The 12049-nt window shown below is 70.6% G+C and carries 11 protein-coding genes and 1 riboswitch; of the genes, 5 read left to right on the plus strand and 6 right to left on the minus strand.

Annotation, left to right across the window (positions count from 1 at the left end; all coding sequences use genetic code 11):
• Positions 1-370: 370 nt before the first annotated feature.
• The 4 genes from ACIRVH_RS24520 to ACIRVH_RS24535 form a co-directional block, all read right to left on the minus strand.
• Positions 371-1579, minus strand: a complete 1209-nt coding sequence (locus tag ACIRVH_RS24520; RefSeq protein WP_403956661.1) for an ISAs1 family transposase — start codon at positions 1577-1579, stop codon at positions 371-373.
• Between the two features lie 112 nt (positions 1580-1691).
• A complete protein-coding gene (locus ACIRVH_RS24525; protein ID WP_403956662.1) occupies positions 1692-2642 on the minus strand; it encodes a 1-phosphofructokinase family hexose kinase in 951 nt (316 codons plus the stop codon).
• 118 nt (positions 2643-2760) lie between these two features.
• On the minus strand, positions 2761-3903 hold the full coding sequence (nagA, locus tag ACIRVH_RS24530) for an N-acetylglucosamine-6-phosphate deacetylase (RefSeq protein WP_403956664.1): 1143 nt from the start codon (positions 3901-3903) through the stop codon (positions 2761-2763).
• Complete coding sequence (locus ACIRVH_RS24535) at positions 3903-4844, minus strand: ROK family protein (protein WP_403956666.1); 942 nt, start codon at positions 4842-4844, stop codon at positions 3903-3905. Before ACIRVH_RS24535 ends, nagA begins: the two co-directional genes overlap by 1 nt.
• Before the next feature lie 139 nt (positions 4845-4983).
• Between ACIRVH_RS24535 and ACIRVH_RS24540 the strand changes: the two genes are divergently transcribed.
• The 3 genes from ACIRVH_RS24540 to otsB all read left to right on the plus strand — a co-directional run bounded on the left by ACIRVH_RS24540 (position 4984) and on the right by otsB (position 7395).
• On the plus strand, positions 4984-6228 hold the full coding sequence (locus tag ACIRVH_RS24540) for an extracellular solute-binding protein (protein ID WP_403956668.1): 1245 nt from the start codon (positions 4984-4986) through the stop codon (positions 6226-6228).
• A gap of 35 nt (positions 6229-6263) precedes the next feature.
• A complete protein-coding gene (locus ACIRVH_RS24545) occupies positions 6264-6488 on the plus strand; it encodes a DUF3263 domain-containing protein (protein ID WP_403956670.1) in 225 nt (74 codons plus the stop codon).
• A gap of 73 nt (positions 6489-6561) precedes the next feature.
• The gene (gene otsB, locus ACIRVH_RS24550) at positions 6562-7395 is read left to right on the plus strand and encodes a trehalose-phosphatase (RefSeq protein WP_403956672.1); all 834 of its coding nucleotides are present in this window, start codon (positions 6562-6564) and stop codon (positions 7393-7395) included.
• A 25-nt stretch (positions 7396-7420) separates the two neighbouring features.
• Here the strand turns inward: otsB and ACIRVH_RS24555 are convergent, their stop codons facing one another.
• On the minus strand, positions 7421-8839 hold the full coding sequence (locus ACIRVH_RS24555; RefSeq protein WP_403956673.1) for a trehalose-6-phosphate synthase: 1419 nt from the start codon (positions 8837-8839) through the stop codon (positions 7421-7423).
• 86 nt (positions 8840-8925) lie between these two features.
• Entirely contained in the window at positions 8926-9870 is a 945-nt protein-coding gene (locus ACIRVH_RS24560; protein WP_403956675.1) for a glucosyl-3-phosphoglycerate synthase, read from the minus strand.
• Between the two features lie 158 nt (positions 9871-10028).
• Positions 10029-10170: riboswitch (SAM riboswitch) on the plus strand.
• A 17-nt stretch (positions 10171-10187) separates the two neighbouring features.
• Here ACIRVH_RS24560 and thrC point away from each other — a divergent pair.
• Entirely contained in the window at positions 10188-11471 is a 1284-nt protein-coding gene (gene thrC / locus ACIRVH_RS24565) for a threonine synthase (RefSeq protein ID WP_403956677.1), read from the plus strand.
• A 77-nt stretch (positions 11472-11548) separates the two neighbouring features.
• A complete protein-coding gene (locus tag ACIRVH_RS24570; protein ID WP_145876013.1) occupies positions 11549-11824 on the plus strand; it encodes a MoaD/ThiS family protein in 276 nt (91 codons plus the stop codon).
• Positions 11825-12049 lie beyond the last annotated feature (225 nt).

The following is a 12049-nucleotide window of genomic DNA, read 5'->3' on the forward strand; positions in this document are numbered from 1 at the left end:
AATACCCCCCCCCCCCTCCCCTGGGGGGGATTGTTATTTGCCTGGCCCCCCCCCCCCCCCCCCCCAAAACCCCCCAACCCCCCCCCCCCCCCGTGGCCGCGCCCCCCCGCTTCTAGGTTGCGGGCCGCGCGGTCAAGCTCTCCTCGTGGCGTGTATTCGGGCCCTTACCGGTCGGTGGTATCGATGGTCACGGGGGTAGACCGGTACTTACTCGGGTTCGACTTCTACCGGGCGCTTCAGGCAGTGCGGGCCGCACTCGTACGCATCGATGGACAAGTCGTGTGCACCGGCGTGCCCTTCGGGTCAAGCGCTCACTGATGTCTGACATCAACGCCTGACACCAACAGCCGCGCACGGAGCCAGGGCTTGATCAAGTTCCGTAGGCGTCCGGATCCTTGGTGATACCCAGGATGGGGAGTGCTCGTTGGGGCTCGTCTCGGATCGCCCGGGTGGTCTTGGCGATGTTGTCGGCTCCGAGGGTTTTCAGCATGCCGATGGTGAGGTTGTGGAGGGTCGCCTTGGCCCGTGGTGCGGTCCCGGCGTGGACGGTGGAGGCGTCCTCGGCGAAGGTGACATCCCTGATGTGGTGCGAGGAGTTCTCCACTCCCCAGTGCCCGCGAATCGCGGCGGCCAGGTCGGCGGGGCCGGCTTGGTGGGCGTCGAGGCTGGTGACGGCGTAGACACTCTCACGGGTCTCGCGTGTGCCGGTCTGCTTGCGGCGGTGGTGGACGCGGATGGCCAGGCGGGCGTGGGGAAAGGCGATTCCGCCGAGTTCGCCGGCGATCCCGCAGGTTTTGATCGAGCGGGACTCGCGGCGTCCGTGTCCGGCCCCGGAGGCGGTGTGCTGGACAAGGATGCCCCGCCACGGCAGGGCCGCGAGTTGACGGTGGGTGGTGGGCCGGTTGGTCTTGATCCCGGCGATGTAGTGGGCCTTCTTGGTCTCGACCGGCCAGGAGATGTTCGCCTTGACCGAGTGCAGGGCGTCGAAGGTGACGACGGTGCCGATCAGGTCCAGCGGCGCCAGCAGTGGACGAAAGTGTGTGGTTTCGTTCGTCTTCGCGCCGACCTCCACCTGAGCGAGGGTCACGACGGTGCCGTGAGTGACCGCGGAGAGCAGATGCCGGCGCGTCGCGGTGAGACGGGCTGATCCTTTGAGTGCTTTGCTGTCGACAGCAATCACGCGCGGCCGCCCGGACGCGTAGGGTGACGGCGCCTGGGCGAGCTCGGTGGCGGCGCGGTGCCGGTCGGCCAGGTAGGCGCCCACCGCCCGGTCCAGAGCGTCACCGTCAACAGCCACCAGCACACGGCCGATCGTGGCCGGCGACGGAGTGCGCCGCCATCTGAGCAGGTGGCGCCGGATCCCGATCACTGTCAGGAGTGCGTTCGGGGCACGCTGGCCCCACTCGGCGAGTTCGTCAATGCTCCCCGTTCCCAAGACGACCGCGCAGGCACACACCAGCAGGATCGCTGTCAGCGAGTACCACCGGCCCCGCCGTGCGCGCGGGTCGGGTACCGAGTCGAAGTAGGGGCGCAGGTCGCCGATCCGGCCGGTGTCCAGCGGACCCAGTTTCACCAGCACGGCAGGGATGGGAGTGGATGCAGCAGCAGGCACGGGCCATCTCATGATCATCTGGCTTAGACACCACAATGATCACGAAGCCCGTGCCCGCCCTGTTATGCGCCCCAACCGGTCACAACCCGACCAGCCACACGACCCCGGAACTTGCACCGCCCTGTCCTGCCACTCGCGTCAGCAGTGCCTCGTACGCCCCCCAGTCGAACTCTCCCGCCGCAGCCGCCTGTACGGTCGCCGTCGACAAGGCGACCGCGCGGGCCAGCCGCTCCGGCCAGGGGAGCCGTTCCACCAGCCCCGACAGCAGGCCCGCGACCGCCGAGTCGCCCGCGCCGGTCGGGTTGCCGCGGATGTGGGCCGGAGGGGCGGCGCGCCAGCGGCCCTCGGGGGTTGCCGCGAGCAGGCCTTCCGGGCCGAGGGAGGCGACCACCGCGTGGGCGCCGCGGCGGCGGGCGTCCTGGGTGGCGCGCAACGGCTCGTGGGAGCCGGTGAGTTCGGCGAGTTCCTCGGTGTTGGGCTTGATGATGTCCGGACGGGCCGCGACCCCACGGCGCAGCGGCTCGCCGCTGGTGTCCAGGAGCACGGGGACGCCGGCGGCGCGGGCGGCGCGGATCAGGCCCGCATACGCGCCCACCGGTACCCCCGGCGGCAGGCTGCCGGAGAGGGCCACCGCAGAGGCGGGGACCAGCAACTCCTCGTAGCGGTCCAGGAAGACGCCCCACTCGGTGGGGGATATCTGCGGGCCCGGCTCGTTCAACTGGGTCGTGTCGCCCGACAGTTCGTCGACCACGGCGATCGTGCGGCGGGACGGCCCGGCGACCGGGACGAAGGCGTCCGTCACACCGGGCGTGGCCGCCAGGTGCTCGCGCAGTACCTGGCCCGTGGCACCGCCCACGAAACCGGTGGCCGTCACCTCGTGTCCGAGGGCCGCCAGCACCCGCGCCACGTTCACGCCCTTGCCGCCCGGCCGCTCGATGACGTCCGAGACGCGGTGCGAGGCGTGCGGCCGCAGGGACCGTACGCGATAGGTGATGTCGAGAGCGGTGTTCAGTGTGACCGTGAGGATCACCCGGGCCGACCTCCCTCGAAGTCCGTGTGCCATCGGTACCGGGGCCCCGATCATGCCAAAGAGACGGCGGCCGGCCCAGTGCGAGGATCGGCCGCCGGCTGGCGAAGAGGGGAACGGATCAGGGCAGTTGGGGCGTCACCACCCATTCACCCCTGCGCATCACGCCCTTCAGGTCGAAGTTCGCGTCCAGCAGCACCAGGTCGGCGTCCTTGCCGGGCTCCAGGGAGCCGATGCGGTCGGAGAGGCCCAGGAGACGGGCCGGGTTGGCCGAAAGAGCGGCGACCGCGTCCTTGACCGGCAGCTTGTCGACCGTCACCGCCCGCTTGAACGCACGGTCCTGGGTGAGCGTGGAGCCCGCGATCGAGCCGCCCTCCACCAGACGGGCCACACCCTCGCTGACCTCGACCTCCAGCGGGCCGAGCATGTAGCGGCCGTCGCCGATGCCGGCCGCGTCCATCGCGTCGGTGATGAACGCCACCCGGGAGGCGCCCGCGTGATGGAACGCCAGCTCCAGCGCGGCGGGGTGGAGATGGGTGCCGTCGTTGATCAGCTCGACCGTGACCCGCTCGTCCTCCAGCAGGGCGGCGATCGGGCCGGGGGAGCGGTGGCCGAGGGTCGGCATGGCGTTGAAGAGGTGGGTGGCGACCGTGGCGCCCGCGTCGATGGCCTCGACCGTCTGCTCGTAGGTGGCGTCCGTGTGCCCGATCGCCGCGATCACGCCGTGCTCCGCGAGCAGCCGTACGGAGTCGATGCCGCCCGGCAGCTCGGTGGCGAGGGTGACCATCTTCGCCTTGCCGCGCCCCGCGTCGATCAGCTTGCGCACCTCGGCCGGGTCCGGGTTGCGCAGCAGCTCCTCGGAGTGCGCGCCCTTGCGGCACGGCGAGATGAACGGCCCCTCGAAGTGGATACCCGCGATGTCGCCCTGCTCGGCCAGCTCGCTCAGCAGCCCTGCCTGCTGCACCAGCAGATCCATCTCGTCGGTGACGGTGGAGGCGACCAGGGTGGTGGTGCCGTGCAGGCGGTGCGTGCGGATGGCTTTCAGCACGTCGTCCACCGTGCCGGAGAAGGAGGCTCCGCCGCCGCCGTGGTTGTGGATGTCGACGAAGCCGGGGACTACCCAGTGGCCGGTCACGTCCAGCACGTCGGCGTTCGAGGGAGCCTCGCCCGCGATCTTCGTGCCCTCCACGGCCACACGCCCGTCGTCCACCACACCGGTGGGCAGCACCACCCGAGCACCTGTGAGAACCAAGCTGGGAGCCATCAGGCGGTTACCTCCGTAGGGTCGGTGGAGTCGAGGAGATCCCGGGCGAGGAGTCCCGCGCCCAGGCAGCCGGCCGTGTCGCCGAGGGCGGCGGGGACGATGGACGGGAGTTTCTGAAAGGTGACCCGCCGGCGGACGGCGTCCCGCAGCGGTTGGAACAACACTTCCCCCGCCTCGGCCAGGCCGCCACCGATGATCAGCGTGCGCGGGTCCAGCAGGGTGAGTGCGGTGACCAGCCCGTCGGCCAGCGCGTCCACCGCCTCCTGCCAGACCCGGACGGCGTTCGGGTCACCGGACGCGACGGCCTTCGCGCAGTCGGCCGCGTCCGCTTCCGGGTCCCCGCAGGCCGCCGCCCACGCCTCGCTGACGGCGGACGCGGAGGCGTACCGCTCCAGGCAGCCGTGCTGCCCGCAGGGGCAGGGGGCCCCGCCGGGCCGTACGACGACGTGGCCGATCTCGCCGGCGAAGCCGTGCGCGCCGGCCTCCACCCGCCCGTCCACGCCGATGGCGCCGGCGATGCCGGTGCCCAGCGGCACGAACAGGAAGCGGTCGGCGCCCCTGCCCGCGCCGATCCGGCCCTCGGCGAGCCCGCCGGTGCGCACGTCGTGGCCGAGAGCCACGGGCACGCCGAGCCGGTCGGCGAGCAGGGCGCGCAGGGGTACGTCCCGCCAGCCGAGGTTGGCCGCGTAGACGGCGATGCCGTGCTCCTCGTCGACGATGCCGGGGACCGCGAGGCCGGCCGCGGCGGCCGCTTCGCCGTAGTGCTCCACGCCGTACGCGCGCAGCTCCGTGGCGAAGCCGAGGATGGTCTCGACCACCGCGTCGGGCCCGCGCTCGCGGCCGGTCGCGCGGCGGGCGCGGTGCAGAAGCGCGCCGTCGTCTCCGACGAGGGCCGCCTTCATCCCGGTACCGCCCACGTCCAGGGCGATGACATGTCTCACGGGGGACAGTGTGGCCCGCGGACCCACAAGAGGTCTAGTCCACTCACGTGGTGTAGACCTTACGTGTCCACATATTGAACGGTCAGACAGCAGGGTTGGGGCTTTGAGGGTGCGTCGGCGTACGGCAGGAACGATCGCGGTGGTGTCCGCACTGGGCATGACGGCGGTCCTCGGCGGCTGCGGGAGTACGGGCTCCTCCGACGTGACCCTCAGACTGGTCGCGGCCGACTACGGCGACTCCGCGGCGAACAGCTCGAAGAAGTACTGGGACAAGCTGGCCGAGGCGTACGAGTCCCAGCACCCCGGTGTGAAGGTCGAGGTCAGCGTCTACTCCTGGAACGACGTCGACCGCAAGGTCAAGGAGATGGTCGACGCCGGGGACGCGCCCGACCTGGCCCAGATCGGCGCCTACGCCGACTACGCGGCCGCGGGCAAGCTGTACCAGGCCTCCGACCTGCTCTCCATCCGCACCCAGGCCGACTTCCTCTCCCAGCTCTCCGACGCGGGCGAGTGGAAGCACGTGCAGTACGGCATCCCGTTCGCCGCCTCCACCCGGGTGCTCTTCTACAACAAGACCCTCTTCGCCGACGCCGGCATCACCCCGCCCACCACCTGGAGCGAGCTGGCCGCCGACGCGAAGGCGCTCAAGGACAAGGGGGTGAAGTACCCCTACGCACTGCCGCTCGGCTCCGAGGAGGCGCAGGCCGAGACCATGCAGTGGCTGCTGAGCGGCGGTGACGGCTACACCGACGACGTCGGCACCTACACCATCGACTCGGCGCAGAACGTCGAGACCTTCACCTGGCTCAAGGACGACCTGGTCGGCAAGGGCCTGACCGGTCCGGTCGCCCCGGGCAGGCTCAACCGCGCGGACGCCTTCGCCGCCTTCGCCGACGGCCAGGTCGGCATGCTCAACGGGCATCCCACACTGATCCAGCAGGCCGCCAAGAAGGGTGTGCAGTTCGGCATGGTCCCGATGCCGGGCCGCACCGGCAAGGCCAAGGCCGCGATGGGTGTCACCGACTGGATGATGGGTTTCAGGCAGCACGGGCACGCCGAGCAGATAGGCGACTTCCTCGACTTCGTCTACGCGCAGAAGAACGTCCTCGCCTTCTCCCGCGAGTACGGACTCCTCCCGGTCACGGGCTCCGCCTCCAACACCATGACCGAGTCGAACTCCGCCCCCGACAAGGATCTGCGCCCCTTCCTCGACCAGCTCCCGATCTCCGAGCTGTATCCCGTCGGCAAGACCTCCTGGGCGACGGTCAGCGCGTCCGTGAAGAAGGAGATCGGCCAGGCGGTCACCCCCGGCGGCAGCCCCATCGGCATCCTGACCCGCCTCCAGGCGACGGCGACCGAGGCGGACAGCAGCGACGTGAACTGACCCGGCTGTCACTGCCCGGCGTTACGGTGACCCCCATGGAACTGGGCACCCGCGAAAAGGCCATCCTCGCGCTGGAGCGCCGGACCTTCCCCGGCCCCGGCGCGAAGGAACGAGCCGTCCGCGAGGAACTGGGCCTGTCCCCGGTCCGCTACTACCAGCTTCTCAACGCCCTCCTGGACGACGAGCGGGCCCTGTCCCTGGACCCGGTGACGGTGAACCGCCTGCGCCGGGTCCGGGAGGCACGCCGCTCCGAGCGCTGAGCCCCGAGCCCCTGGCAGGGTCCGGGGCGGAGCCCCAGGAGTGACCACGGCCCGCCCTGGATACTGTCGCCGTATGGACCTTCTGCCGACCCCGGCGACCAAGGCCGGACGGGATGGACTGCAGGCGCTGCTCGCGAAGCCCCGCTCAGCAGTGATCGGACTCGACTTCGACGGCACACTCTCCCCGATCGTCGAAGACCCCGAGCAGGCCCGAGCCCACCCGGATGCCGTCCCCGCACTGGCCATCCTCGCCCCCAAGGTCGCCTCGGTCGCCGTGATCACCGGCAGACCCGCCGAGGTGGCGGTCCGGCACGGCGGCTTCGCGGGCACCCCCGGCCTGGAGCACCTCGTCGTCCTCGGCCACTACGGCGCCGAACGCTGGGACGCCGCGACGAACACGGTCACCGCACCCCCACCCCACCCGGGTGTGGCCGCGGTCCGCGCCGAGCTGCCGGGCCTCCTGGACCGCGTCGGCGCCGGCCACGGCACCTGGATCGAGGAGAAGGGGCGCGCCGTCGCCGTCCACACGCGCCGCGCCGACGACCCGCAGGCCGTGTTCGAGGCCCTGCGCGGCCCCCTCGCCGACCTCGCCACCCGGCACGGCCTGATCGTCGAGCCCGGCCGGCTGGTCCTCGAACTCCGCCCGCCCGGCATGGACAAGGGCGTCGCCCTCCTCGACCACGTCCGCGCCACCGGCGCCGAGTCCGTCCTCTATGCCGGCGACGACCTCGGCGACCTCCCCGCCTACGCCGCCGTCGACAAGCTCCGCTCCGACGGCGTCCCCGGCCTCCTGGTCTGCAGCGGCAGCACCGAGGTCACGGAACTGGCGGAGCGGGCGGACGTGGTGGTGGACGGCCCGGAGGGAGTCGTAGCACTGCTGCGGGCACTGGCGGCACACATGGCGTGATCAGCCCGTTCCGGGTGCCCGGAAATCACCGCTCAAGTGCACCGAGCTGATCCAGGAACCACTGAGCCGGCGGCAACGCAGTAGCCGCGGCAGCCAGCCTCTTGGACCGCTCCGCCCGCTCACCCGCCGGCAGCGCGAGCGCCTCGTGCAACGCGCTCGCCGTGCCCCCGATGTCGTACGGGTTCACCACGATCGCGTCCTCGCCCAGCTCCTCGTACGCCCCCGCCTCCCGCGACAGCACCAGTGCGCACCCCTCGTCGGAGACGACCGGCACCTCCTTGGCGACCAGGTTCATGCCGTCCCGGATCGGGTTGACCAGCGCCACGTCCGCGAGCCGGTACGCGGCCAGGGAGCGGGCGAAGTCGTCCTTGACGTGCAGCACGACCGGCGTCCAGTCCTCGGTCCCGTACACGGAGTTGATCGTCTCCGCGACCCGCTGCACCTCGGCCGTGTACTCCCGGTAGATGCCGAGGTCCTGCCGGGACGGGTAGGCGAAGGCGAGGTGGACCACCCGTTCGCGCCACTCGGGGTGGTCCTCCAGCAGCTGCCGGTACGCCAGCAGGCCGCGCACGATGTTCTTGGACAGCTCGGTGCGGTCCACCCGGACGATCGTCCGGCGCCCCTCGCCGATCTCCTCCCGCAGCGCGGCCATCCGCTCGTCCACGTCCGTCCGGTGCGCCCGCTCGCGCAGGAAGTCCGCGTCCGCGCCGAGCCCGTGCACACCGATCCGGGTCCCGGACGGGATGCCGGGGCCCAGCACCGCGTGACAGCAGTCGGTGAACGCGTCCGCCCAGCGCCGGGTCAGGAACGCGGCCCGGTCCGCGCCCAGGATGCCGGTCAGCAGCTCGGCCGCGATGTCGTCGGGCAGCAGACGGAAGTAGTCCGGCGGGGCCCAGGGAGTGTGCGAGAAGTGGCCGATGCGCAGGTCGGGGCGGAGCCGGCGGAGCATCCGGGGGGTGAGGGCCAGGTGGTAGTCCTGGACGAGCACCGCGGCGCCGTCCGCCGCCTCCTCGGCCAGCGCCTCGGCGAAGGCGCGGTTGTACGCCTCGTACGACGCCCACTGCCGCCGGAACTCCGCGTCGAAGACCGGCTCCAGCGGGGTCTGGTACAGCATGTGGTGGACGAACCAGAGCACCGAGTTGGCGATGCCGTTGTACGCGTCGGTGAACACGGTCGCGTCGATGTCGAGCATCCGCACCCGCTGCCCGCCGGTCTCCTCGGCCGGCAGCAGCCCGCCGTCCGCGCGCCGTACCGCCTCGCGGTCGCCGCCGCCCAGCGCGGCGCACACCCACACCGCATTGTGGTTCGGCCCGATGGCCGACAGCCCCGAGACCAGCCCGCCGCCGCCCCGCTTGGCGAGCAGCGAACCGTCCTCGTGCACCTCGTACGAAACCGGGCCGCGGTTGGACGCGACCAGCACATCAGCAGTGTGCGCGGAAGCCATGGTCCTCAACCTAGCCCGGCCCGGAAACGCTCAAACGTACGGTCTGCCCCGGAAGGGGGCTGTATACAGCCGTTCTCGTGCGCCCCTCACGCCACCCGGCGCGCCGCGTACTCCGCGATCTCCGCCATCGGTGGCCGTTCCTCGGTGTCCACCGAGTAGGTGCGTGGCTCGAACCCGTCCTCGCCCCGCTCGAACTGGGTGAGGGACGGCCGGACGAGGTGTCCGCGGGCGAGCCTGAGCTGTGCGGTGCGGTAGATCGCCGCGGCCATCCGGCCCAGCGCCTGGCCGTCCTGGTGGCGGTGCTTGCGCACGCCGACGTCGACCTGGGCGAGGGCGTCCAGGCCCACCAGGTGCAGGGCGTCGACCAGCATGCCCAGCTCGACGCCGTAGCCGACGGGGAAGGGGAGCTGTTCCAGCAGCGAGCGGCGGGCCGCGTACTCGCCGCCGAGCGGCTGCACGAAACCGGCCAGCTGCGGCCAGTGCATGTTCAGCAGCGGGCGGGCCATGAGTTCGGTGACCCGGCCGCCCTGCCCTGCTGCGCCGCCGAGCGGGCGGTCGTACATCGCCTTGACCAGGTCGACGCCCGGCTCGGTGAGCAGCGGGCCGACGATGCCGGAGACGAAGTCGGAGGAGAACTCCTTCAGGTCGGCGTCGATGAAGCAGATGACGTCCCCGCTGGTCACCAGCAGCGAGCGCCACAGCACCTCGCCCTTGCCGGGGACGGCCGGGATGCGCGGGAGGATCTCGTCGCGGTGGACGACCCGCGCGCCCGCCGACGCGGCCACCTCGGAGGTGCGGTCGGTGGACCCGGAGTCGACGACGACGATCTCGTCGACGAGCGGGACCTGCTGCATGAGGTCGTGACGGATGATCGCGACGATGTCGCCGACCGTCTTCTCCTCGTTCAGCGCGGGCAGGACGACGGAGACGGACTGACCGGTGCGCTGTTTGGCGGCGAGTATCCGGTGGAGCGGACGATCGGTCACGGACCAGGAGCGGGCGGCCAGCCAGCGCTCGACTTCTTCCAGCACGGTCTGCGGCTCCTCACTGTCGTGATCACAGGGCGTGACCGTGTGATCCATCTCGCGGTTCGGACGACTATCTCAACTGTCCTGGCCTTCGGTTACAGTCTTGAACAACGCCGGTGACCATCGCATGTCAGGGTCAACGAGCGTTGACAACCACATACAGCTCATCCAGAGGGGCAGAGGGAAACGGCCCGATGAAGCCCCGGCAACCCTCCAGTCGGTTCTCGTTCTCCAGCGAGGCTCCCGGCTAGGGAAGGTGCCAAATCCGTCTCACGGCGAGATGCGTCGTGAGGAAGATGAGGAGAAAGGGCCTCGCCTCCATGGCTGTGCAGACAGTTGCAAGCACCAGCAATCCCACCGTAGACCTCGGCCCCGCCGCGGCGCTGAGCTGTCGCGAGTGCGGTCACCGGGTGCCCCTCGGGCCGGTGTTCGCCTGCGAGGAGTGTTTCGGTCCGCTGGAGATCGCCTACGACTTCTCCGCCTACGACACCGAAGAACTGCGTAAGCGCATCGAGTCCGGCCCCGCGAACATCTGGCGTTACGCGCCGCTGCTGCCCGTCCCCGCCGACGTGGCCGACAAGCCCAACATCAACCCGGGCTGGACCAAGCTCGTCAAGGCCGACAACCTGGCCCGCGAGCTGGGCGTCACCGGCGGGCTGTACGTGAAGGACGACTCCGGCAACCCGACGCACTCCTTCAAGGACCGGGTGGTGGCCCAGGCCCTGGAGGCCGCGCGTGCCTTCGGCTTCACCACGCTCTCCTGCTCCTCGACCGGCAACCTCGCCGGTGCCGTCGGCGCCGCCGCCGCCCGCGCCGGCTTCCGCTCCTGCGTGTTCATCCCGCACGACCTGGAGCAGGGCAAGGTCGTCATGGCCGCGGTCTACGGCGGCGAGCTGGTCGGCATCGAGGGCAACTACGACGACGTGAACCGGTTCTGCTCCGAGCTGATCGGTGACCCGGCCGGCGAGGGCTGGGGCTTCGTCAACGTCAACCTGCGGCCGTACTACGCGGAGGGCTCGAAGACCCTGGCGTACGAGATCTGCGAGCAGCTCGGCTGGCGGCTCCCGGACCAGATCGTGGTCCCGATCGCCTCCGGCTCCCAGCTGACGAAGATCGACAAGGGTCTGCAGGAGCTGATCAAGCTCGGGCTCGTCGAGGACAAGCCGTACAAGATCTTCGGTGCGCAGGCCGAGGGCTGCTCGCCGGTGTCCACCGCCTTCAAGGCCGGTCACGACGTGGTCCGCCCGCAGAAGCCGAACACCATCGCCAAGTCGCTGGCGATCGGCAACCCGGCCGACGGCCCGTACGTCCTCGACATCGCCCGCCGTACCGGTGGCGCGGTGGAGGACGTGACGGACGAGCAGGTCGTGGACGCGATCAAGCTGCTGGCCCGGACCGAGGGCATCTTCGCGGAGACCGCCGGCGGTGTGACGGTCGGCGTGACGAAGAAGCTGATCGAGGACGGTGTGCTCGACCCGACCCTGACGACGGTCGTCCTCAACACCGGTGACGGCCTCAAGACGCTGGACGCGGTGGCGGGTACGGGGCTCACCGCGACGATCCGTCCCACCCTCGAGTCGTTCCGCGACGCGGGGCTCGTCTGAGGGCCTCGTCCTTTCGTTTCCGTCTGCGGGCCGGTGGGGGCTGGTCACGCAGTTCCACCCCGACCGGAGGTTTCAACGTGAGCGTCACCGTCCGCATCCCCACCATCCTGCGCACCTACACCGGTGGCCGGGCCGAGGTCGCCGCCGAGGGCGGGACCCTCGCCGAGGTCATCCAGGACCTGGAGAAGAATCACACGGGCATCGCGGCCCGCGTTCTCGACGACCAGGGCAAGCTGCGCCGCTTCGTCAACGTGTACGTCAACGACGACGACGTCCGCTTCGAGCAGGGGCTGGAGACGGCGACCCCGGACGGCGCCGGTGTCTCCATCATTCCGGCCGTCGCCGGCGGCTGATCAAAAGTGGAGCATTACCTTCGGTAACCGTGGTTACCGATTGTTCATCGAATGGCCTCCTCCGTGAGAGAAGCGGAGGGGGCCATTCTGCGTGATTGAGCGCGGTACAGTTGGGGAACGCGTGCTGGGGCTGCGGGTCGCAAGCCCCGGAATCATGCGTTACGCCCGGTGAGAAGTGGCCAAAGTGCCCGGGCTATATGCGCCTTTTTGCGCCTTTCATGGAGC

Origin of the sequence: Streptomyces sp. NPDC101165 (genome assembly GCF_044768135.1) — a bacterium.
Taxonomy (GTDB): domain Bacteria; phylum Actinomycetota; class Actinomycetes; order Streptomycetales; family Streptomycetaceae; genus Streptomyces.

What these genes read in the sequence shown, in the direction of transcription:
- nagA (WP_403956664.1), bottom strand. Translation starts at nt 3,903, where the DNA reads ATGGCTCCCAGCTTGGTTCTCACAGGTGCTCGGGTGGTGCTGCCCACC.
- ACIRVH_RS24545 (WP_403956670.1), top strand. Translation starts at nt 6,264, where the DNA reads ATGGAACTGGGCACCCGCGAAAAGGCCATCCTCGCGCTGGAGCGCCGG.
- otsB (WP_403956672.1), top strand. Translation starts at nt 6,562, where the DNA reads ATGGACCTTCTGCCGACCCCGGCGACCAAGGCCGGACGGGATGGACTG.
- ACIRVH_RS24555 (WP_403956673.1), bottom strand. Translation starts at nt 8,839, where the DNA reads ATGGCTTCCGCGCACACTGCTGATGTGCTGGTCGCGTCCAACCGCGGC.
- thrC (WP_403956677.1), top strand. Translation starts at nt 10,188, where the DNA reads ATGGCTGTGCAGACAGTTGCAAGCACCAGCAATCCCACCGTAGACCTC.